The following is a 22,172-nucleotide window of genomic DNA, read 5'->3' on the forward strand; positions in this document are numbered from 1 at the left end:
GTTCAGCGTTCCGTCGACCACTCGATCGTCACGTGGTCCGGTTCGAAGGTGATCGTCGCCCAGTGGTCCTCGGCGGCCTGCTTCAGCGGCGCGGGGTCGGGCGGGGTGGGCCCGGTCACGCGCACCCGCAGATCGGTGTCCGCCGTGGTGATGGTCACCGACGGCGTGGCCGGGTAGAGCGGCAGCACCTCGCGGAGCAGGGTTTCCAGCGCCATCGGGGCCGGGGTGTCCGCCGGGCCCGTGACCGCCGCCGGTCCCGGCAGTTCCGGCTCCAGCGCGCTCAGCACGTCCGCGATGGAGCGGTCGCCGTCGAAGACCTTGGAGCGCAGCTCGTGCAGGACCCGGTCCACGTCCGCCGTCACCGCCCGCAGTGCCGGAGCCGCCGACGGGTGCCGCGCGGCCACGGACTGGAGGGACAGGCTGATGCCGAACAGGTCGCGGATGGTCGTGTCGGCGAGGTTCTGGGCGATCCGGTCGGCTTCGTGGAGACGGACGAGCTGCTCGGCGGACCGGGCCGCGCGGGCGCTTTCGGACAGGATGCGCTGCCGCATCGACTCGACCGCGTCGCCGACGGTGACGACCTCCGCCGGGCCGTGCGCCGACACCGGGTGCGACAGGTTGCCCCGCGCCACCCGCCGCACGTTCGCGACCAGGTCGTTCACCGGGCGCACGAGCGAACGGCGCAGCAGCACGATCACACCGCCGCCGATCGCCATGGCGACGCCGCCGCACATGATCGTCACGAGGTTCGCCAGTGCCTGGGCGTCGGTCCACGCCTGGATCACCGCGGCGGTGCTGCGGTCGATGTGCGACTGCAGTGCCGTGAGCAGGCCGCGCACCGAGTCGAACCGGGCCTTGTCCGTCGCGGCGGCGCTGCGCTCGCCGCGCAGCGCCGGTGCGGCGACCGCGCGTTCCCAGTCGGTCGCCGCGCGGTCCACCGACGCGAGCAGCCGGGTGCCGGCCGGGTCGGCGGCCAGCAGCGTGCTCAGGTGTTCGTGGGCGCCGGTCGCGGCGTCGCTGCCGTTGTCGTACGGCTCGAGCAGCTGGGCGGCGCCGCTCAGCTGGTAACCACGCACGCCGGTCTCCATGTCGACGTACGCCTTCGCGAGCGCGGCCGCGGAGGACTGCGCAGGCCGCAGCGTGCCGCGGATCTCGCTGCTCAGGTCCGCGACCCGCTGCCGCGTCAAGGTCGTCGCCGCGACGGCCACGAGCAACAGCATCACCAGGCCGCCCACGAGTACGTAGAGGCGCCAGCGGAGTGTGCTCGGGCGCATGAACCGATCGTAGTGACCCCCGGTGGCCGCACAACCGTTGCACCACAACGGAAACAATCGTCAACCTGCGGTGGTCGGAAAACCACGGACCGCGGATCCGCTACGGTGGCGACATGAACCGGCGTGCGATGGCCACGGGCCTGCTCATCGCGTTGCTCGCCGTGTTCGCGATGTCGACACCGGTGCACCACGAACCGGGCACGCTGTCGCCCCACACGGTCGCGGCCGCGGCGGCGCCGACGCTGCCCGCCCCGCACACCACGCCGGACCTGCCGCTCGCGGGCGCGGAGACGGCACTGCACCCGCCGGTCGCGCCGCGCCTGGTGCACGTCGAGGCCGAGCCGGACGCGCACCCGAGGGCCCACCGCAGGCCATCGGCCGACCGCGCACCACCCGCACGAACCTGAGCCCAGGACACGACCCGCTCCCGGCAGGGTTCCGGTAAGTCGCGCAACCCCTGGCGGCCCCGCCACCAGACCACCGACTTCGCCGAAACCGGCCGCAACGCAACCCCCACCCGTTCCCGGGGGCGTCCCGCCTTGCCAGCTTACCGGCAGGGGGTGACGATCCGGGGGTTGTCGATCTTGGTTGTGGACAACTGGGTGTGCTGTGGACAACTGCCACCACCCTCACTCGCGCGAAGGAAAACCCCCATGTCACGCCACATTTCGTGGCGGGGACGAGCACTGCTGTCGTTCGGTGTGCTCGCCGCTGCCGGCTACCTCGTCCTCACCGCATCGCCCCGGCTCGGGCTCGACCTGCGCGGCGGCACCCAGCTCGTTCTCGAAACCCACGACTCCCCGACGGTCACCGCCGACGCCGAGACCACCGACCTCACGCTGGAGGTGCTGCGCCGCCGCGTCGACGCGCTCGGGGTCACCGAACCCAACCTCCACCGGTCCGGGGAACGGCGCATCGTCATCGAACTGCCCGACGTCCAGGACCCGAAGGAGGCCGCCGAGGTCATCGGGCGCACCGCCGCCCTCACCTTCCACCCCGTCGTCATCGAGGGCGGCACCGCGCTGACCGCGGAGAGCGGCGAACCCATCAACGTCGGCCCCGCCGCGCTGTCGGGCAGCGGCGTCGCGAACGCGCGGTCCGGGCCCGACCCCAACGGGACCGGCAGGCTCGTGTCCGTCGAGTTCAAGGACGGCGGCGAACAGGCGTGGGAGAAGCTCACCGCCGAAGCCGCCTGCGCACCACCGGGCGACCCGCGCCGCCGCGTCGCGATCGTGCTCGACGACAAGGTGATCTCCTCACCGCAGGTCGACCCGTCGGTCAACTGCGATGTCGGCATGATCGGCGGTTCCACCAGCATCACCGGCCGCTTCACCCAGGCCGAGGCCGCCGACCTCGCGCTGCTCATCAACGCGGGCGCGCTGCCAGTGCCGGTCGAGATCATCGAGCAGCGGACCGTGGGACCCACACTCGGCGCCGAGGCCATCGACACCAGCGCCCGCGCGGCGGTCATCGGGCTCGCACTGGTCGCGTTGTTCCTGATCGCGGTGTACCGGCTCGCCGGGATCGTCGCGCTCGTCGCGCTCGTCGGGTACACGGCCGTCTCCTACGCGGCGCTGGTCGCGATCGGCGCGACCCTCACCCTCCCCGGACTGGCCGGGTTCGTCCTCGCCATCGGCATGGCGGTCGACGCGACCGTGCTCGCCTACGAACGGGCCCGCGAGGAGTACAGCGGCAACCTGCGAAGAGCCGCCGACCAGGGTTTCCGCGGCGCCCTGTCCGCGGTCGTCGACTCCAACGTCACCACGCTCCTCGCGGCCGGGCTGCTGTTCCTGCTCGCGTCCGGGCCGGTGCGCGGGTTCGGCGTCACGCTCACGATCGGCGTGCTCGCCTCGATGTTCACCTCGCTCGTCCTCACCCGCGTGCTCACCCACCTCGCCATGACCCGCGCCCGGCCCGCGTGGAGCGGACTCGCGCACGAGGGGCGGGTGCGACGCTGGATCCGCGGCCGGGACACCGGTTTCCTGGCCGACACGCGCCGCTGGCTCGCCGGCGCCGGGTGTGCGGTGCTCATCGCACTCGCCGGCATCGTGTTCCTCGGGCCGAAACTCGGTGTCGAGTTCACCGGCGGCCGCCTCTTCGAGTACACGACCGGGGCCGGTGTCGAACAGGTGCGGGAGGCGGTGGCCGGCGCCGGGTTCGACGACGCGGTGGTGCAGGAGTCCGGCGACGGCGTGTCCGTGCGCACCGAACCCCTCGACGAGGCGGGCGCTGACCGGGTCGCGGACGCCGTCGCGTCCCTGGGCCCCGCGCAGGAGGTGCGGGACGAGCAGATCGGGCCGAGCCTCGGCGCCGAACTGCGGGACAAGGCCCTGCTCGCGCTCGGCCTGGCGATCGCGGCACAGCTCCTCTACCTGGCCATCCGGTTCGACTGGCGGCTCGGGGTCGCGACGGTGGTCGCGCTCGCACAGGACGTCCTGCTGCTGCTCGGCATCTTCACGTGGCTCGGCAAGACCATGGACGGGGTGTTCCTCGCCGCGCTGCTGACCGTGATCGGCTACTCGGTCAACGACACCGTCGTGGTGTTCGACCGGGTCCGCGAGCTGCGGGGCAAACGGCCGTTCGCGCACGTGGTCGGCGACGGGGTGCTGCAGACCCTGCCCCGCACGGTCAACACCGGCATCGGCGTGCTGTTCGTGCTCGGCGCGCTGCTGGTGCTCGGCGACGGCGCACTGGCCGACTTCGCGCTCGCGCTGCTGCTGGGGCTCGTGATCGGCACCTTCTCCACGGTCGTCACGGCCGGGCCGGTGGCCATCCTGCTCGACCGGCGGTGGCCGGGAGCGGGCAGGGTCCGGCCGGAGCGCAAACCGCGCGAGGGAAGCGGCGCGGTCGTGTGAGGGCGGCCGCAAACCGCCCCGAAAGGCGCTTTCAGGGCAGTCAACGCCCTGAAAGCGCCTTTCAGGACATGAGCACTCATGGTCTGCGGACCGTCCGCTCGCCCGTCGCGGTGCGGGCGGTCCTGCGGCGGGTGAGGCGCTCGCGCATGGCCTTCGTGGTCTGCCGGTCCAGCTCCCTGGTCCACTTGAGCATCGCGGGCGGGGTGTCCCAGCCGATGATGCCGACGAGGCTGCCGTTGGTGACGTAGCCGGTGACCCTGCGGCCAACCATCGCCGGGCTGGCCAGTTGCACGCGGTCCTTCGCGAGCGCCGGTGTGCCCGCGCCCTGGATCCGCATGCCGTGCTGTTCGGTCCAGAACCGGGGCAGCGGCGTGTACGGCTTGGCACGCTCCTGCCCGGCCAGCAGGTTCGCGGCCGCGGCGCGGCCCATCTCGACCGCGTTGAGCCAGTGCTCGACGCGGCGGGGCGCGGTGTCGAAGCGCAGGTTCGGCCACCGGGCCGCGTCACCCGCGACCACGATGTCCGATGCGCCGATCGCGTGACAGGTCGGGCCGCACATCACGCCGTCGTCGATGATCAGGCCGGAGCCGCGCAGCCAGCTCACCGCGGGCACGCTGCCCACCGCGAGCACCACACAGCCCGCGAACACCACCTGCCCGGTGGTCAGGTGCATCGCGATCCCGTCCGGCTGCGGCACCCAGTGGTGCACGGCGGCGTTCGTCACCACCTGCACACCGTTCGCCTCGTGCAGCGCGTGGACCGTCGAGCTGAAATCCTCACCTGGCACGTGTCGCAGCAGCGACGAACCCCGCACGACGATCGTCGCGTCGCGGCCGAGCGACCGGGCGGCCGACGCCACCTCGCACGCGACGAACCCGCCGCCGATCACCACGACCGGGCCACGCGAGCGGGTCATGCTCTTCTGCAGCGCCACCGCGTCGGCGACGGTCCGCAGCACGTGCACGCGCGGGTCGTGGCGGGGCGCGCCCGGCAGGTGCCGCGCCTGCGCGCCGGTCGCGATGATCAGGCCGTCGTAGCGGATCTCCTCGCCGCCCGGCAGGTGCAGCAGGTGCTCGTCGGGCTCGAGGTGCGACGCGCGGGTCTGGTACCGCCACGTCGCGTCCAGCGTGGTGAGCACCGGCAGCCGCAGGTCACGGGGCCGCATCCGGCCGGTCAGCAGCGGCTTGATCAGCCCCGGCCGGTGGTAGGGGCGGTAGGGCTCCTCGCCGACGACGATCAGCTCGCCGCCGAACTTCAGCTCCCGCAACCGTTCCGCGGCCCGCAGCCCCGCGGGGCCCGCACCGACGATGACGATTCGCTCAGCCATCTAACGCCTCTCTTCCAACGAGATCGCGAGGGTCGGGCAGCTGCGCACGGCCGCCTGCACGGCGGCGAGTGCCTCGGCGGGCACGGCGCTCTGGTAGCGCAGCCCGCCACTGGGGGTCAGCCGGAACAGCTGCGCCGCCTCGTCGGCACAGATGCCGAAGCGGCGGCAGCGGTCGTTGTCGACACTGACCCGGTACCTGGTTCTCATGGGTCGCTTCGCTCCTCCGCTGAGACGCCGTCTTCCCTCGTCACGTGCTCGGCGCTGGCGCGCCTGCGCGCGCTCCTCAGTCCAGACGACGCCCGCTCCGTCGCTCCGCTCCCGTGTCTCATGGTCCGTCCTCCGCGAGTCCGGCCGCCTCCAGCGTCCTCGCGGGCACCAGCCGCAGGAGGATCACGGTCACCGCGGGCACCAGCAGCGTGAGCCCGCCCAGGTACACCGTGGACAGCGTGCCCTTCGCCAGTGCCTGGAAGAACGCGTGCAGCACGCCGAGCACGAACGCCGGGTACGCGAGCCGGTGCAGCCACAGCCACCGCCAGTAGCTCGTCCACCGCTTCAGCCCGACCGCGATCGAGGCCGTCAGCATCCCCTCGAACGCGAGCACCCCGAACGTGTCCCGCAGCACGCCGCGGAACGGGATCACGAGGTCGGCGACCGTCCGAGCCTGCTCCAGCAGCAGGAACGACACACCGTGGACGAACGCGAACGCCAGCGTCAGCGTCGCGAAGACCTGGTGCGACGCGCGCAGGGCGTGCCGTCCCGTGAGCCGGTCGAACCAGCCCGTCGAGACCAGCACGCCCCACGTGAGCGTCAGGCACATGAGGGCGTACGCGAGCCGTGCCGAGAGCACGGACAGCTCGCGTACGCCGTCATCGTGGCTTGCCGCGAGAACTAGCATCGCCGTCCGCGGTTGATGCAGTCCACGACCTGGTTCATCAGTTCCTCACCCATCACGTTCACGAAGTCGTTGTGGTCGGTGAGCGGGTTGTGCTTCTCGTCGGGGAACGCGTCGAGCGCGAACACCTTGCCCCTCGGGAGGTTGTACTTCAGCGTGATCCGCAGCTGCGGGATCGGCTGGAAGCCCTCCGGGCAGTTGCCCCGCCGGTCCGCGAACGCGAGGTGCGTGCGGTGGTTGGCGCTGTCGGTGTTCCCGTCGTTGCAGCCGGGGAAGTCCGCGATCCGGACGGTCTGGCTGCCGCGCGGGCACAGCGGGTACTTCGTGGTGATCCGGTTCTCGAACCGGGTGCACGTCCACTTCGCGTTGGCGTTGGCCCCGCCGTTGGTCGACGACTTCGCGTCACCGGTGAGGATCCGGAGGAACTGCGGCGCGGGCGTCACCTTCTGGGTCGGGTTGCCGCGGAACTGGATCTGCACGGATGCCGGCAGGATCGGGTCGCCCACGTTGTGCGCGTTCAGCGGGTCGACGGCCGTGGAACCCGCGTTGCGGACCCGGATGACCGGCCAGAAGTACGCCGACTTGTCACCGTTGGTGCAGGTGGTGCCGCCGGCGGCGAGGCTCTCGTTGCTGGAGAAGCCGTCGGTGGTCAGGTTGCCGACGTAGTCGTGCGTGTGCTGGGCACCGTTCACGTTGCCCGGCGCGGCGATCATGTTCGCCGAGTTGAGGTGGCCGTTCTCGTTGCGGCCGCAGTCGACCGTGAACGTGCCGGCGGAGCCGCCTCGGCGGACCCTGGGCTGTGCGTTCAGATTCGACGGCCGGACCTTGCGGATGTCGACGAAGTCCCGCGGGAACGGGCCGAGCGGGTCCTGGCAGTTGTCCCCGCCGAACTTCCGCATGGTCCCGTCGGCGGGTGCCTCGGGTGCCTGCTCGGAGGGCTGCGGGCCGCCGTAGTCGGGGGGTTCTGGCTGGTTGCCCCGGCCGGGGCCGTTCATGGACACGAGCCGGCCGGAGGAGAAGCCCACCGGCTCCTCGCTCTCCGAGGTCGCGGTGTCCGCCGGGGGCGCGGACTCGGTCGCCGTGTCGGTCTCGGTCTCGGTGGCGGTCTCGGTGGCGGTCTCGGTGGCGGTCGGGGTGTCGGTGGCGGTCTCGGTCCCGGTGTCCTCGGGAGGCGCGGTCTCCGGGGGAGCCGTTTCAGACGACGGTGGCGCCGTGGTCGTCGAGCTCGGTGGCGCGCTGGCCGTCGGAGGGGGCGGCAGACACGCTTGGCTCGAGTCCGCGGCCCTCCTCTGGTTCTGGTCGGCCATGGCGCTGCCGTAGATGCCGATGCCGACCATGGCACCGAACACCGTCACGGCGGCGGTACCCGCGACGACCAGGCGTTTCCGGTTGTATCGCGGGTTCTTGTGTCGACCCATCGTTGGTAGTCCTCATTTCGTGTGTGCTCGGGACTCAGCGCGAGCGCGCGAAGCGCACCAGGCCGACGGTCAGGCCGGCCTCCGCCAAACAGACAAGGGCGATCAGCCAGAGATTTCTGGGGAGCGATCCCCCAGACCCCCGGTGTGCTGACGCTCCGCCCGCGGTGCTCGTGCTCGCGACTGGCGTCACCTCGGGTGTCGAGGTCGCCGGTCCCACTGCTGGTTCGGTGATCGACGCGTCGCGCGTCGGCTCCGGTGGCGCGTTGTCGGTGACCAGCCCGGTGTTCTCCAGGTCGGTCATGTGCCGGTCGACCACGTCGTTGACTAGTGATGCGAACGCGCGGACCTCGTCGTCCCAGCTCCCGGCGCGGGTGTGCGCAGCGACGAGGAACAACTCGCCGAGCGCGCCACGCAACCGGTTCACGAAGGCGAGGTTGTAGTCCGCGCCGGACATACCACCCAGCTGGGCAAGCCAGCGCTGCTGTTCTTCGCTCGCCTGGTCGGGCAAGGTCAGCTCGAGACGGGTCGCTATCGCCCCGGCCTCGTCGTCGAGCGTCGTGAGGTCCTCGGCCAGCCCCCGGCCGATGTCGCTCATTAGTGCGTTGTCCGCTTGCCGCTGTGCTTGCTGACCTGCCGGTATCGCCCACCGGCTGGTCTGTCGCACGCTGATGAGGAACGCCTCGTCGGTGACGGGGCCGGTGGTGGCCTCCTCGCCGTCGCCCGGCCGCGCGGCGGGGGATGCGCTGCCGGGCAACGACGGGAGGCCGGACGCGACCCGCGTGCCCAGACCGAGAGCCGAGCAGGCCAACGGGATGAGCAACACCAGCAGCGTCACCGCCACGACACGACCGAGCCTTCCTCCCTCCATAGTGGACTCAGGCGTCGCCGGTGACGTCGCGGTGATCGAGAGGGGCGATCTCCGCGACCGCCACTGTCCGGTCGCATCGGGTGTTCATGAGTTTCCTTTCTGCGCAAGGACTTCCTGGACACCAGCACGTGCGGTCACCAGCAAATACGGACACACGAGAATCACGGTTCAATCACGACGAGGAAACAAGTGTGACCTGGGTCACTCGACTTATGGTGCCTGATGCGGCAAAGATGTCCGCCGTGAGCCGGCGTCCAAGATTGGAAGTCGCCGGCGCGGACGACGTCTCGGACAGACACGAGGCGTTGGTCAGGATGCTCTATCGAGAGTTCGGCGGAGCGTTGTTCGGTCACGTACTGTACCTGACCGGCAACGATCGGCAATGGGCTGAAGACGTAGTGCAAGAGACCCTGGTCCGCGCCTGGCGCAACGCGGATCGATTGGACCGCGAGTCCATCGGCGTGCGCGCGTGGTTGTACACGGTGGCACGCAACCTGGTCATCGACGGCAGGCGCAGTTCGAGTGCGCGCCCGCACGAGGTGGACCCCACGCCGCTGGAGAACATGACCATCCCTGACGATTCGGAGAACTCCTTGTCCGCCATGGTGATCGCCGACGCGTTGCAGGCACTGAGCCCGAAGCATCGCGAGGCACTTGCGGAGACCTACCTGCGTGATCGCACGATCGAGGAGGCGGCGGCCGTGCTCGGTGTGCCGCAGGGGACCGTCAAGTCCCGGGTCTACTACGCACTGAGAGCGTTGCGAAACGCCCTCGAGAAGGAATAGCTGTCCGTTCGGCGCAGCGCGAATAGCCCATTCGGCCCTTGGTTCGATTTCCGGCCGAATGGGCTATTCCGTTGGGTAACAGTTCTTACTTGATCGAATTCACCAGCATCGGGAACGAGCGGTGCAGCGCCCGCTCCCAGTACGGCCAGGTGTGCCTGCCCGGCCCGTAGAAGTCCGTGCTGACCCGCACCCCCTTGGCCCGCAACCGGTCCGCGACCGCCACCGTCTGCTCGCCGAGCAGCTCTTCGAGGCCGTCGTGGGCCGCGCCGGGCGGGTCGAGCGGGCCGGGCACCCCGTTGCCGGTCGACAGGTACACCTTCACCCCGCGCAGCTTCCGCGCCAGGTCGTAGGGGTTGTGCGCGGCCCAGACCTCCGCGTCGGTGACCGGGTCACCCCACAGGGCCAGTGGGTCGTCGCCGTACGCGCCGACGATGCCGAGGATCAGGTCGGTGCTGCGCGGTCCCTGGTAGGTCGGGTGCACGACCCCGCTGTAGGACGCGGCGGCGCGGAAGAACCCCGGGTTGCGCGCGGCGTAGGAGAGCGCGCCGAAGCCACCCATCGACAGCCCGGCCACCGCGCGGTGGTTGCCGGACCGGTACTCGCGTTCGACGATCCGGCGCAGCTCGGTGAGGTGGAAGGTCTCCCACGCGGGCCCGTCGAGCCAGTTCGAGTAGAACCCGGCCGGCCCGGCCTCCGGCATGACGATGAGCACGTTCGTCCGCGCGGACAGCTCCTCGACGTCGGTGTTGTTCGTCCAGCTCCGGTAGCCCTGGTCACCGTCGCAGCAGCCGTGCAACAGATACAGCGTCGGCCACCTCTTGTGCGGCTTGCGGTCGTGGTCGGGTGGGAGCAGCAGCCGCACGCCGACGTCGCGCCCGACCGACGGGGAGTGCACGGTCAGCTCCACGAGCCGGTCGTCCAGCCGCTGTGCCGAGACGATGTACGCGCCCGCGCGTTCCGCGGTGGCGGGCAGGGTGAGCACGGCGCTGAACACCAGCACCAGCGCCAGCAGGAATCCCTTGAGACGCACGATGACCTCCTTGTCGTCACCAGCAGTCAACCGGGGGCGGCTCCGCGTGGTCAACAAACCGGTTGCGGCGGGCCCGTACGGTGATCGTCGTGGAGCGGATTCTGGTGACCGGGAGCGCGGGACACCTCGGCGAGGCGCTGGTGCGGGTGCTGTCCGCGCAGGGCCGTGCCGTGACCGGGTTGGACGTCAGGGCGTCGGAGTTCACGTCGGTGGTCGGCTCGGTGACGGACCGGGACGTGGTGCGGTCCGCCATGCGTGGCGTCACAGCGGTCCTGCACCCGGCCACCCTGCACAAGCCGCACGTCGGGTCCCACTCACGGCAGGAGTTCGTCGACACCAACATCACCGGCACACTGACGCTGCTGGAGGAGTCGGTGGCGGCAGGCGTGTCGAGCTTCGTGTTCACGAGCACCACCAGCGCGTTCGGCCGCGCGCTTTCCGGCTGGGTGACCGAGGACGTGGTCCCGTTGCCGAAGAACGTCTACGGCGTCACGAAGGTGGCGGCGGAGAACGTGTGCGAGCTGGTGCACCGCGACCACGGGCTGCCGGTGGTGGTCCTGCGGACCTCCAGGTTCTTCCCGGAGGCCGACGACCGCGACGAGGTCCGCACCGCCTACGAGGACGCGAACCTGAAGGCGAACGAGTACCTGTACCGCCGCGCCGACCTCCAGGACGTCGTCGACGCGCACCTGCTGGCACTGGAGAAGGCACCGGCGATCGGGTTCGACCGCATGATCGTGAGCGCCACGACCCCGTTCCGCCGCGAGCACCTGCCACGACTGCACGGCGAAGGCGCAGCGGTGGTGGCGGAGCTGTTCCCGGAGCAGCGGGCGGAGTACGCGAGGCGCGGCTGGCAGATGTTCGACGAGTTCGACCGCGTGTACGTGAACGACCGCGCCCGCGACGTGCTCGGCTGGCGGCCCCGGTACGACTTCGCACACGTGCTGGCCGCACTGCGGGCGGGGGAGGACTTCCGCAGCCCGCTCGCCCGCGAGGTGGGCCCCAAGGGCTACCACGACGAGCCGACAGGCGTGTACACGGTGCGCTGACCACTGCCCCGAAAGACGCTTTCGGGACGTTGGGTGCTGGAAAAGCGCCTTTCGGGGCGGGCCCGCTTCGCGAAGCGGGCCCGCCCCCGCGCAACCCGCGGCTCGGTCAGGCCGCGATCCGGTCGCAGAGCCACTTCAGTGACAGGGGATACCGGTACTCGATCCCACCGTGACGGCCGTCGAACAGTTCGAAGTGGACGTTTTCCTCCCGGACGCCCGCCGCGCCCAGCGCGCGGTGGAAGGCGGTCGCGCCAAGGTCCAGGTAGTACTCGTCGCCTCGGCCCGCGTCTATCCAGATCCCCTTCATGCCGCGCAGGGCTGCCGCGTACCCGTCCTGTGCGGCCATGCGGACCGGGTCCCAGCGCAGCCAGCGGGCCCACACGTCCGGTACCAGCGCACCGGTGTCGTCGAACGGCATCGACACCGTGCCGTCCTCGTTGCCCGAGTAGGCGGCCGCGTAGCCGTAGATCTCGATCAGGCTCATGTCGGAGTCCTTCGTGCCGTGCACGCGGGACGCGACGTCGGCGAGGAACTTCTGGTAGTCGCCCTCGTAGCTGTCGCGCAGTGTGCGGGCCACGCGTGGGAAGTCCGACGGGTAGCACACGTCGAACAGGGCGTCACCCGCGTGGGTGGCGAGTGCCCCGAACAGGTCGGGACGCAGCATCGGGGTGACCATCGCTCCGTAACCGCCGCTCGACTTGCCCGAGAGCGCCCGGTGTGCCGGGTCGGCCAGGGTGCGGTAGCGGGCGTCGACCCACGGGACCACCTCGTCGCACAGGTACGAGTGGTACCGGCCGGTGGCCGGGGAGTCCAGGAACTGGCTGCCGCCGAGGGCCGTCCACGCGTCGACGTACACCAGGATCGCCGGGGGTGTGCCGCCCGCCGCGAACACGTCGTCGGCCATCTCCGGGAACGGGCGGACGAACGGTTTCCGGTTGAACCACATGGTCACGTGGCCGGTGTAGCCCTGGATCACGTACACCACCGGGTACCGGCGGTCCTGCTCGTCGTCGTAACCCGGCGGCAGGTACACGTAAACCGGTCGCTCGTGCGGGTCACCGAGCGGGTTGTCCCGCAACAGCTCACTGTGGACGATGTCGTGCTCGATACGGCCGGCTAGCGGTGATGACCAGGGCAGCATGGCCGGAGCGTAGATCAGCGCCACTGCCGCCACCCAACGATATTTCCACCCGACCCGGTGCATTCCGCCGTCTCCGGTGGCGGTGCGCGGCCCCGAGGGGAACGGTGGGCGCATGCGTTTGCTCGTGGTCCTGGTGGCGTTGCTGACCGCCGGGTGCGGCACCCAGGCGGTCTCCGAGCCCTCCGCGCCGCACCGGGTGGCCCTCCGGGGGCTGACCGTCGAGTCCATCCCCGCCGACACCGGCTTCTGGGCGGCCACCACCCGCGACGACCGCGTCTGGGTCAAGCTGAACCTGGCCGGGCGCTCACCGATGCCGGTGCAGCCGGGCGAACGCGTCGACGTCACCGGTGTCGTCACGCCACACGGCCCGGGCTTCGCCGCCCGCGAGGGCGTGACGGACAAGCATGACGCCGAGCTGCTCACCCGGCTCGGCACCCACCTCGAGGTCGAGCAGGCCGACGTGCGCGTGGTCGCGCCGCCGGACGAGCCGGTCCGGCCCGGCGCCTGAACGTCACGACTTCCTCCCGCTGCCGCAACACGAACAGGTCGATCGTGACGGTCCGGTGGTCGTCGGCCCAGGTCCACGGCCGAACCCCGAGCGAGTCGTCGGACACCCGCGGTCCGGCCATGCCAGGAGTCTCGCGCACCAGGACCGGGCACGGTGGGTCGTGTGCGGGGACCCGCGCACCGCTAGCGTTGGCCCGGTGGCACGCACCCGCCGGTACCGGGACGGGGTCCTCGAGGCCGAGGACTTCCCGGCCGAGGAGATCTCCGAGCACCTGCGCGACGACGCGCTGACCGTGTGGCTCGACCTGGGCGCCCCGACCGAGGCCGACCTCGCGCTGATCGCCGCCGAGCTGGGGCTGCACGAGCTGGCGGTCGAGGACGCCGTGCACTCGCGGCAGCGCCCGAAGGTCGACCGGTACGACACCCACAGCTACCTGACGGCGTACTCGGTGGTGCTCGACGCGGACACGTGCCTGCTGACCACCGCTGAGCTGGGTGTCTTCGTCACCGACCGGGCGGTGGTGACCGTGCGCCCCGGCGGCGAGTTCGACATCGACGCGGTGGTGCGGCGGTGGGACGAGCTGGGGCACCTGGCGAAGAACGGTGTCGGCTTCCTGGTGCACGGGTTGCTCGACTACGTGGTCGACACGCACTTCGCGGCCGTGCAGAGCCTCGACGACCTGGTCGAGGACCTCGAGGACACCGTGTTCGACGAGAACGCGTCCGCGCAGGAGACGCAGCGGCGGTCACTGGCGCTGCGCAAGTCGCTCGTGACGCTGCGGCGGGTGGTGCTGCCGATGCGGGAGGTCGTGAACACGTTGCTGCGGCGCGAGGACCGCTTCGTCGACCAGGCGATGACGCCGTACTTCCAGGACGTCTACGACCACGTGCTGCGCGCGTCGGAGTGGACGGAGTCGTTGCGGGACCTGGTGACCACGATCCGCGAGACCCAGCTCAACATCCAGGGCAACCGGCTCAACCTGATCATGAAGAAGGTGACCGGGTGGGCGGCGATCATCGCCGTCCCCACCGCGATCACCGGCTTCTACGGGCAGAACGTGCCCTACCCCGGCCTCGAGCAGTCATGGGGTTTCTGGGTCTCCACCGCCTCGATCGTCCTGGTGGGCGGCGCCCTGTACGCCGTGTTCAAACACCGGGACTGGCTCTGACGGCCGCTCAACCCCTCGGAGTGCGCAGCTCGCGGGCCACGGAGTCCTCGTCGACCGTCTGGTCCGGGCCGTGCTCCTCCGGGTCGCGGGCGAACGCGGCGCTGCCATCGTCCGTGGGGTGGCCCTCCAGCTCGCCCCGCTCGTCCATGCGGTCGATCTCGTCGCGTGGTTCGCGGGGCGCGGTCGTCGTGTCTGGTTGTTCCTCGCGCAGGCGGTCATCGAGGTCCTGACCGTCGCGGGTCTCACGCTCCGTGGTGCCGTGCTCCATCGCCTGCGACCAGTGCTCGGGCGGGTCCATGCCGTCCTCGAGCGGGTCGAGCCGCAGCCGGTCCTCGTCGAGGTCCTCCGCCGCGGAGTGCCCCTCGGGGTCCGGTACGGACGGTGTGTCAGCCATGGTTTCCCTCCTCCTGCGCCTTCACGCGCAGCGTGTACACGTACAGGCAGGTCAGCGCCGACAACAGGTACAGACCGACGTTCCACCACGTCATGTGCAGCGGGTCGCCCGCGTCGCCGACCACCTCTGCCACGAGACCGAACGCGGCCATCGCGGTGAACGCGACCGTCGCCACCGCGGCGAACGCGGTCGGCGCGCCGCGGACCGCCGCCAGCAGGGCACCCGCCGCGAGCACGGCGTGTGCGATGTCCAGCAGCCTGCTCACGCCGAGCACGCCGAACAGTTGCGCCGGGTCGGACTCGCGGATCTCGCCCCACCCGACGACGACGATGCCCGCCACGGCGAGCGCCAGGTACACCACGCCGAGCACCAGCACGACCAGCCGTGCGCGCCTGGCCGCTTTCGGCATTGTCGCGATCACGTCCTCACCTCCCGTGGCTGGGAGGATTCCCGGCGGGCCCGGTCAGAAACCCCGTGTTCGGATCCGTTGATGTTGGAAGCCGCACAATCCCTCAGCGGAACGCCTCGGCCAGCCACCACGAGCCGCCCTCGTACACGACCACCACCATCGGGATCCCCAGCCGCACCACGGTCTCCAGCTCGGCGACGCCCATGAGGAACCCGCCGTCGCCCAGTGCGGCGAGTCCTACCGCACAAGGGGCTGCGCGGGAAGCTCAGTCACGCCGTGCGACGAGCAGTGGCACGAGCTGTTCTTCCCGCGTCAGCGAGCCGTGCTGCCCGACGAGCCCGGACAGGAACGCCTCGGCCTCCGACCGGATCACCCCGGCCGTGCCGCGGGCGGCGGCGACCACGTCGCCGACCCGGTCGGCGAAGTGCGGGGACAGCGGGCCGAACCAGCCCTCGTCCACCGCCTGCTCGCGGGACACCGTCCACGCCGCGTCGCCGAGGACGCCATGCCAGGTGGCGAGGACGTCCGCCGCCGCACCGGGTTCCGCGTGCACGTGCCTGGCCCGTGGCTCACCGCTCAGCGCCCGGACTCCCTGCCGCAGCACGGGATCGGTGTCGGCGTCGAAGGTGCGGTCCATGGTCACCATGCCGTGGTCGCCGGTCACCGCGAGCTGGGCGCCCGGTGGCAGGAACGACACGACGGTCTCGACGAGCCGGTCCACCTGCCGCAGCTGCAACCGCCACTGGAGCGACCCCGGCCCGTACACGTGGCCCATCGCGTCGAGGTCGGCGTGGTAGCCGTACACCAGCTGCCTGCCCGGCCGGGCCAGCGCGGTCACGCTCGCCGCGGCGAGGTCGCCGAACGCGTGCGCGCCGGTGAACGTGCCGCCGCGCAGCACCGCCCTGGTGAGCCCGGAGCCCGCGAACCGGGGCTGGGACACCACGGTCACGTCGATCCCGGCGGCCTCCGCCCGCTGGAACACGGTGTCGGCGGGCTGGACCGTCTCGGGCGGGAACGGCTCGCGCAGGTCGGCCTTCCCGTGGCTGCCGTGCTCGGCCCAGCGCAGCGTGTCCATCACCACCTCGTCGGACAGCCGCAGCGACGTGCCGAGCAGCCCGTGCGCACCGGGCGGCAGTCCCGTGCCGAGCGACGCGAGGCTGATCGCGGTGCTGGACGGGAACCCGACGGTCAGCGGGCCCGCGTCGGCCATGGACGTGAGGAACGGCGCGTCCAGCGGGTGTGCCATCAGCAGTTCGGCGCCGAGCCCGTCGACCAGCAGCAACGCCGTCGCCCTCGCGGGTTCGAGCAACGTGCCGGCACCCAGCACCGACGGCAGCACGTCCGCGAGCGAGCGGACGCCGTACTCCGGGATCACGTCTCGGCCACCAGTTCGGTCTCCTTCTCCGGCACGGGTTGCCGGTGGCCGAGGTGGTCGAGCCAGCCACGCACCACCCGGTGCAGTTGTTCGGCGCCGACGATCTCGCCGGGGGCGGGCAGGTCCGCCGGGTACATGAGGAAGCCGCGGGACTGGCCGCCGCCGAGCCCGCCGTGCGAGCCGACGTGGATCTCGAACGGCGACGCGTCGTCCGTGGCCGGGTGGTACCGGCTGTTGATGACGATGTCGGGACAGTGCGCGAACCCGTCGGTGCGGCGGATCAGGTCGGCCGCGTGCGGACCGTAGCCCGACAGTGGGTCCCTGCCGGACACCGTGTCGTCCCGCAGCCCGCGCACCCCGTCCCGGCCGAGCACGATCGGGCCCGACCGCGCGCTGCGGACCAGCATGAACCCGATGCCGGGGTGGTCGACGAGCGAGGGCAGCAGGTCGGGGAACTCCCGCTCGATCGTCTCCATCCCGACCCGGCCCTCGTGCTCGGTGAACGACACCATCGCGACGTGCCCGGACACCACGACCACCACCCCCGGCGCCGCGCGGGTCACCGCCGATGGCCTGCCCTCCTCGGTGCGATGCCGGTCCTTGGCGGCTTGCTTGCCCGCCCGCGCCCGCAGCGCCCGCGCGATGGGGCCCGCACCGGTGGCGGCCTCCGCGAGTGCCGCACCCAACTGCCACCCGCCGGTCTGCTGCCCGCCCCTTGACCCGTCGGCCGGTGGCGTCCCACCGCACAGGCGTCCGACGAGCTGTTCGATCGACTCGCCGAACCGGTGGGTGAACGCCCAGCCCTGCGTCACGCCGTGGTCGGACAGCATCACGAGCCGGTAGCGGCGCGGGGCGAGCCGGGCGGCCCGCTGCAGGCGGCCGATCTGCTGGTCGATGGACCGGAGGACGGCGAGCGCGTCGAACCGCTCGATGCCGGTGCGGTGGGCGACCTCGTCGTAGCCGAGGAAGTCGGCGTACACGACCGGCCTGCCGGCCAGCATGTCCCCGATGATCGCGGACACCATCAGGTCACGGGCGATGACCGTGGTGCCGGCCCGCGCGAACGGGAAGAAGCCGCCCCGCTTGATCCTCGGCCGCACCCGCGCCCGGTGCTGCCGCGTCGACGCGGAGATCTCGCGGAGCACGTCGACGAGCGCCGAGCCGAACGTCCGGACCACGTTGATCGGGTTCGCGAAGTAGGCGTAGTAGCCGGCACCGGCCGGGTCACGGCGTCCGCGGCGGGACCGCGTCAGTATCGGCACGGCGCTCATCGTGAGGCTCGTGTGGTCGGCGTCGCCGGTGAACAGCCCGCCGCGCGCGGCACCCCCGTTCGCGAGCAGGCCCCGCCCGTCGGAATGCCTGCGTTCGATCTCGGCCGCGTCGACCGGGTTCGCGCACGCCATCACGTGGTCGCGGTCCTTCTCGTACCAGCGGAAACCGAGGATGTCGTCGTTGCTGCCGTGCAGCAGCCCGCACACGGTCGCGCCGGTCTGCGAGCTCCAGTCGCAGTGCCAGTCGGTGAGGAGGTGGCTGTCCTGCGACAGCCACCGCGCCAGCGTCGGCAGGTTCCCGTCGCGGACCCCGCGGCGCACGGTGTCGTAGCCGAGACCGTCGATCTGCAGCAGCAGCACGCCGGGCGGGTCGTCGCAGGGGTCGGATCCGCCGCGACGGGCCCGGCGGGCCGCCCGCCGGAAGAACACCTCGTCCTCGTCGATCGCGAGCATGCTGCTGACCAGCCCCGCGACGCCCGCCATCACCACGGCCACCACCACGGCGGTCCGCAGGTTCGCGACGTACACCAGCGGCACCGCGAACGAGATGCCGAGGATGCCCGCCCCCAGCAGCAGGAACGAGAACAGCCCGAGGAACAGCACCGCCCCCGGCGGCGCGAACCGCATGATCAGCGGCCACACCACCGCGCTGAGCAGTCCGAGCATCGCGGCGAACACGATCGGCTGCCACCACAGCGGCATGGCGAACTCGGTGAGCCACAGGTCGAGCAGGCGCAGGCTGACCGCGACCAGGGCCCACACGAGCAGCAGGCGGGCCAGCGCCCGCCCGCCACGCAGCAAGCGGCCGCGGTCAGAGGGTTCCGGCATGTGCCCGCGCCTTCCTGCGTGCCTCCCGCCACCTGCTGACCAGCCCGACCACCAGGGTGACCGCCATGATCACGAACGTCGCGATGACGGTCGCGACCACCGGGTTGTCGAACAGCCCACCGCTGAGGACACCCAGCGTCGAGTAGGCGACCGCCCACAGCAGGCACGCACCGGTGGCCGCCACGACAAGGCGCCGCCACGGGTAGTCGAGCGCCCCGGCCGCCAGCAGCACCGGGACCCGCCCGGCGGGCACCATCCGCCCGATCACCACCAGCAGCCACCCGCGCTCGACGAACTTCTCCCGCGCGTTGTCCAGCTTCTCCTGCGACTGCCGCCGCTCGAACCACCGCGCGAGCGCCCCCCGCCCGCTCCGGCCCGCCCCGAACGTGACCAGGTCACCGATCAGCGCGCCAAGTGTCGAGACCAGGACCACCAGCACCAGGTTGAGGTCGCCGCCGCTGACCGCGATCGCCGCCCCGGCACCGACCACCGCCCCGGTCGGCAGGACGGGCACGATCGACCCGATCAGCACCCCCGCGAAGAGCAGGGGATAGCCGAGCGAGGACGGGTCCGTCCAGTCGACACCGAGGAAATCGTTCACGATTCCCCCTCGCCGGCTCCCGGGAGCCGCGCGCGGTCGCCCTGCGTCCGCTGGTCCGCTCCGCAAGCTCCGCTCACGACGGGTCGCGCACGGTGTCGGGGAGCCGCACGTCCTCGCCGGGCCGGGTGACCAGGACCCGCGCGTCCCCGGTGACGGCGGCCGCGAACTCGTGCGGCGGGTCCGTGAGAAGTTTGCGCATCCGCTGCCCGTGCCGCCCGGGCACCTGCGGCAACCCGGTGACCGCGAGGGTCCCCCAGTGCACCGGCACCGCCACCCGGGGCCGGATCAGGTCGGCGGCTGCGGCCGCCCGCGCCGGGTTCATGTGACCGGGCCCGAGCGTCGGGCCCCACCCCCAGACGGGCAGGAACGCCACGTCGACGTCGGTGAGCGCGGCCATCTCGGGGAAGAGGTCGGTGTCCCCGGCGGCGTACAGCCGCCGCCCGGCGCCCTCGATGAGGTGCCCCATGGCCTCGGCCTGCGGCCCTCGGGTCGACCTGGGGCCCCACCGGTGCCCGGAGTGTTCGGCCCGGACCCCGATGATGCGCAGGTCGCCGTGTTCCAGCTCCCTGCCGGGCGCCAGCTCGTCGACGTGCCGGACGCCCTTGTCGCGCAGCCAGTCCCCGGCACCCTGTGGCACCACGACCCGGACGTGCTCGCTCAGCAGCCGCAGGGAGGGCAGGTGCACGTGGTCCCCGTGCAGGTGGGACAGCAGGACGAGGTCGACGTCCGCCCGGTCCGCGGCCGTGCAGGGTGCCGTCACCCGCCTGAGCGCCGACACCCGGTCGGTGAGCACGGGGTCGGTGAGCACCGCGTGCCCGGCCAGCTCCACCCGGACGGTGGAGTGCCCGATGAACCGCAAACCGAGAGAACTCACGGGACCAGTATTCCAACTGGTGCGCCCGGCGGCAGGCCCGCAGGTCAGAGCTTCACCGGGTACGCGGGTTCCGGCACCGCGACCTTGATCCGGTTCTCGACGAAGATGCCGTGCCAGAGCATGAAGACGATCAACGCCCACAGTTGCCGCGACCGGTCGAGATGGCCCTCCCGGTGCTCGTCGAGCAGGGCCAGCACGGCCCGCCGGTCCAGGTGCTCGTCGGTCTGCGAGGACGTGATGATCGAGCGCGCCCAGTCGTACATCTCGTTGCGCAGCCAGTGCCGGATCGGCACCGGGAAGCCCAGCTTGCGGCGGTTGAGCACGTGCGGCGGGATGATCCGCTTCAGCGCCTGCCGCAGCGCGTACTTGGTCGTGCCGCCCGCCAGCTTCTCCTCGCGCGGCAGCCGGGACGCGATCTCGAACACCTCGATGTCCAGGAACGGCACCCGCAGCTCCAGCGAGTTGGCCATGGTGACCTTGTCGGCCTTCACGAGGATGTCGCCGCGCAGCCACGTGAACAGGTCGACGTGCTGCATCCGCGCCACCGGGTCCCAGTCCCAGGACTCCCGGTACCAGGGCATGGTCACGTCCTTGAACCCGATGTTCGGGTTGTAGTCGCGCAGCACGGCCCGCAGCTGCTCGTCGCGGAAGTTGCGGGCGTTGCCGTAGTAGCGGTCCTCCAGCTTGAGCGAGCCGCGGCGGAGCAGGTCCTTGCCGCGCGTGCCCTCGGGGATCTTCGTGGACAGGTTGCCGAGCATCCTGCGCATCCCGTTCGGCATCTTCTCGAACGGCGCGAGCGACACCGGCTCGTTGTAGATCGTGTAGCCGCCGAACAGCTCGTCGGCGCCCTCGCCGGACAGCACGGCCTTCACGTACCTGCGTGCCTCGCGGGCGATGAACCACAGCGGCACCAGCGCCGGGTCGGCCACCGGGTCGTCGAGGTACCAGACGATGAGCGGCAGCGCGTCCATCATCTCCTGCGGCGACACGGTCCTGACCACGTGCCGCACACCGATGGCCTGCGCGGTCTCCGCGGCCACGTCGACCTCGGAGTACCCCTCGCGCTCGAACCCGGTGGTGAACGCGATCAGGTTCGGGTTCGACTCGCGGGCGAGCGTGGCGGTCGCGGTGGAGTCGATGCCGCCGGACAGGAACGCGCCGACCGTGACGTCCGGGTCGGAGATCATGTGCTTGGCGACCGAGTCGCGCATGACCGCGGCGATCTCGTCGTACAGCTTCTCCGGCTCGGGCACCGGCTTCGCGTCGAACGTCGGCGTGAAGTACCGCTGGAGCTGGAGGCGCTGACCCGGCCGCAGGTAGAACGACGTGCCGGACTCGATGCGGCGGATGCCGGTGTGCATCGACTCGGGCTCCGGCACGTACTGGAGCACCAGATAGTGCTGCAAAGCACGTTTGTCGAGTTGCTCACGTACCCCGAGCGGGCCGGACAGTTCGAGCAGGCTCTTCTTCTCGCTGGCGAACGCGACCCCGCCGGGCCCGCCCGACCAGTACAGCGGCTTGATGCCGAACGGGTCGCGGGCGCCGAACACCACCCGCTCCTGCGCGTCCCAGATCAGGAACGCGAACATGCCGCGCAGCTTCTTGACCGAGTCCGGCCCGAGGTGGTGGAACGCGGCGACGATCGCCTCGCCGTCACCCTTCGTGCGGAACCGGGCGCCGAACCGGTCCGACAGCATCTGCCGCAGCTCACGGTAGTTGTAGATCTCGCCGTTGAAGTTCAGCGTGTACCGCGTCGGGTTCTCCGGCGGACCCCAGATCAGCGGCTGGTGGGAGTGTTCGAGGTCGATGAACGCGAGCCGGTTGAACCCGTAGACGACCTCGCCGCCCGCCCACGTGTCGGTCTCGTCAGGGCCGCGGTGCCGCTGGCAGCGCATCGCCGCCCGGACGGCCTCGCGCCTCGCGGCCGCGTGGTGGGGGGTCGGGCAGACAAGTCCGATCAGGCCGCACACGCGTGGTCACACCTCATTCACGGGGTCGGGGGTTCTTCCACTATGCCGTATGCCGAAAACGGTGTTTGTCTCGACCGCGCTGTGGGAACCTGGAGCATCATGAAAGAGCCACCGAGAGCCGCGGTACTGGACGTT

Annotated in this window: 22 protein-coding genes; 6 read left to right on the top strand and 16 right to left on the bottom strand. The window is 71.2% G+C overall.

The window, feature by feature from the left end:
- Positions 1–2: 2 nt before the first annotated feature.
- Entirely contained in the window at positions 3–1,274 is a 1,272-nt protein-coding gene (locus ACFPCV_RS17585) for a CHASE3 domain-containing protein (RefSeq protein ID WP_378057273.1), read from the bottom strand.
- Between the two features lie 113 nt (positions 1,275–1,387).
- On the opposite strand from ACFPCV_RS17585, the gene ACFPCV_RS17590 reads away from it, so the two are divergent.
- Positions 1,388–1,681: a hypothetical protein gene (locus ACFPCV_RS17590; protein WP_378057274.1), complete on the top strand. Its 294-nt coding sequence runs from the start codon at positions 1,388–1,390 to the stop codon at positions 1,679–1,681.
- A gap of 246 nt (positions 1,682–1,927) precedes the next feature.
- Positions 1,928–4,129 (top strand): protein translocase subunit SecD, encoded by a 2,202-nt coding sequence (secD, locus tag ACFPCV_RS17595; protein WP_378057275.1) that lies wholly within the window; start codon positions 1,928–1,930, stop codon positions 4,127–4,129.
- 76 nt (positions 4,130–4,205) lie between these two features.
- On the opposite strand, the gene ACFPCV_RS17600 is transcribed toward secD, so the two are convergent.
- The 5 genes from ACFPCV_RS17600 to ACFPCV_RS17620 all read right to left on the bottom strand — a co-directional run bounded on the left by ACFPCV_RS17600 (position 4,206) and on the right by ACFPCV_RS17620 (position 8,607).
- A complete protein-coding gene (locus ACFPCV_RS17600; RefSeq protein ID WP_378057276.1) occupies positions 4,206–5,456 on the bottom strand; it encodes an NAD(P)/FAD-dependent oxidoreductase in 1,251 nt (416 codons plus the stop codon).
- Positions 5,457–5,663, bottom strand: coding sequence for a ferredoxin (locus tag ACFPCV_RS17605; protein WP_378057277.1), 207 nt, complete (start codon positions 5,661–5,663; stop codon positions 5,457–5,459).
- Between the two features lie 118 nt (positions 5,664–5,781).
- Positions 5,782–6,351: a ferric reductase-like transmembrane domain-containing protein gene (locus ACFPCV_RS17610; protein WP_378057278.1), complete on the bottom strand. Its 570-nt coding sequence runs from the start codon at positions 6,349–6,351 to the stop codon at positions 5,782–5,784.
- Positions 6,345–7,766: a DUF1996 domain-containing protein gene (locus ACFPCV_RS17615; protein WP_378057279.1), complete on the bottom strand. Its 1,422-nt coding sequence runs from the start codon at positions 7,764–7,766 to the stop codon at positions 6,345–6,347. Before ACFPCV_RS17615 ends, ACFPCV_RS17610 begins: the two co-directional genes overlap by 7 nt.
- A 34-nt stretch (positions 7,767–7,800) precedes the next feature.
- Positions 7,801–8,607, bottom strand: coding sequence for a DUF4142 domain-containing protein (locus ACFPCV_RS17620; protein ID WP_378057280.1), 807 nt, complete (start codon positions 8,605–8,607; stop codon positions 7,801–7,803).
- A 218-nt stretch (positions 8,608–8,825) separates the two neighbouring features.
- Between ACFPCV_RS17620 and ACFPCV_RS17625 the strand changes: the two genes are divergently transcribed.
- The gene (locus tag ACFPCV_RS17625) at positions 8,826–9,419 is read left to right on the top strand and encodes a sigma-70 family RNA polymerase sigma factor (protein WP_465251564.1); all 594 of its coding nucleotides are present in this window, start codon (positions 8,826–8,828) and stop codon (positions 9,417–9,419) included.
- An 85-nt stretch (positions 9,420–9,504) separates the two neighbouring features.
- On the opposite strand, the gene ACFPCV_RS17630 is transcribed toward ACFPCV_RS17625, so the two are convergent.
- The gene (locus ACFPCV_RS17630) at positions 9,505–10,449 is read right to left on the bottom strand and encodes an alpha/beta hydrolase (protein WP_378057281.1); all 945 of its coding nucleotides are present in this window, start codon (positions 10,447–10,449) and stop codon (positions 9,505–9,507) included.
- 89 nt (positions 10,450–10,538) lie between these two features.
- Between ACFPCV_RS17630 and ACFPCV_RS17635 the strand changes: the two genes are divergently transcribed.
- Positions 10,539–11,498: an NAD-dependent epimerase/dehydratase family protein gene (locus ACFPCV_RS17635; RefSeq protein WP_378057282.1), complete on the top strand. Its 960-nt coding sequence runs from the start codon at positions 10,539–10,541 to the stop codon at positions 11,496–11,498.
- A gap of 106 nt (positions 11,499–11,604) precedes the next feature.
- On the opposite strand, the gene ACFPCV_RS17640 is transcribed toward ACFPCV_RS17635, so the two are convergent.
- A complete protein-coding gene (locus tag ACFPCV_RS17640; RefSeq protein ID WP_378057283.1) occupies positions 11,605–12,639 on the bottom strand; it encodes an alpha/beta hydrolase in 1,035 nt (344 codons plus the stop codon).
- Positions 12,640–12,751: 112 nt separating this feature from the next.
- Here ACFPCV_RS17640 and ACFPCV_RS17645 point away from each other — a divergent pair, with 112 nt between their 5' ends.
- On the top strand, positions 12,752–13,147 hold the full coding sequence (locus ACFPCV_RS17645; RefSeq protein WP_378057284.1) for a hypothetical protein: 396 nt from the start codon (positions 12,752–12,754) through the stop codon (positions 13,145–13,147).
- A gap of 196 nt (positions 13,148–13,343) precedes the next feature.
- A complete protein-coding gene (locus ACFPCV_RS17650; RefSeq protein WP_378057285.1) occupies positions 13,344–14,315 on the top strand; it encodes a magnesium transporter CorA family protein in 972 nt (323 codons plus the stop codon).
- Between the two features lie 7 nt (positions 14,316–14,322).
- On the opposite strand, the gene ACFPCV_RS17655 is transcribed toward ACFPCV_RS17650, so the two are convergent.
- The 8 genes from ACFPCV_RS17655 to asnB form a co-directional block, all read right to left on the bottom strand.
- The gene (locus ACFPCV_RS17655) at positions 14,323–14,709 is read right to left on the bottom strand and encodes a hypothetical protein (protein WP_378057286.1); all 387 of its coding nucleotides are present in this window, start codon (positions 14,707–14,709) and stop codon (positions 14,323–14,325) included.
- Positions 14,702–15,130 (bottom strand): DUF4383 domain-containing protein, encoded by a 429-nt coding sequence (locus ACFPCV_RS17660; protein WP_378057287.1) that lies wholly within the window; start codon positions 15,128–15,130, stop codon positions 14,702–14,704. The genes ACFPCV_RS17655 and ACFPCV_RS17660 overlap by 8 nt, the downstream gene beginning before the upstream one ends.
- A 91-nt stretch (positions 15,131–15,221) precedes the next feature.
- Positions 15,222–15,344, bottom strand: a complete 123-nt coding sequence (locus ACFPCV_RS17665; RefSeq protein ID WP_378057463.1) for a thiamine pyrophosphate-dependent enzyme — start codon at positions 15,342–15,344, stop codon at positions 15,222–15,224.
- A gap of 39 nt (positions 15,345–15,383) precedes the next feature.
- On the bottom strand, positions 15,384–16,493 hold the full coding sequence (locus tag ACFPCV_RS17670) for an alkaline phosphatase family protein (protein WP_378057288.1): 1,110 nt from the start codon (positions 16,491–16,493) through the stop codon (positions 15,384–15,386).
- On the bottom strand, positions 16,490–18,592 hold the full coding sequence (locus ACFPCV_RS17675) for a phage holin family protein (RefSeq protein ID WP_378057289.1): 2,103 nt from the start codon (positions 18,590–18,592) through the stop codon (positions 16,490–16,492). The genes ACFPCV_RS17670 and ACFPCV_RS17675 overlap by 4 nt, the downstream gene beginning before the upstream one ends.
- Positions 18,576–19,193, bottom strand: coding sequence for a DedA family protein (locus tag ACFPCV_RS17680; protein WP_378057290.1), 618 nt, complete (start codon positions 19,191–19,193; stop codon positions 18,576–18,578). Before ACFPCV_RS17680 ends, ACFPCV_RS17675 begins: the two co-directional genes overlap by 17 nt.
- A 73-nt stretch (positions 19,194–19,266) precedes the next feature.
- Entirely contained in the window at positions 19,267–20,067 is an 801-nt protein-coding gene (locus tag ACFPCV_RS17685) for an MBL fold metallo-hydrolase (protein ID WP_378057291.1), read from the bottom strand.
- Positions 20,068–20,111: 44 nt separating this feature from the next.
- Complete coding sequence (gene asnB / locus ACFPCV_RS17690) at positions 20,112–22,037, bottom strand: asparagine synthase (glutamine-hydrolyzing) (protein WP_378057292.1); 1,926 nt, start codon at positions 22,035–22,037, stop codon at positions 20,112–20,114.
- Positions 22,038–22,172: the final 135 nt, after the last annotated feature.

Source organism: Actinophytocola glycyrrhizae (assembly GCF_042653545.1).
Lineage (GTDB): Bacteria > Actinomycetota > Actinomycetes > Mycobacteriales > Pseudonocardiaceae > Actinophytocola > Actinophytocola glycyrrhizae.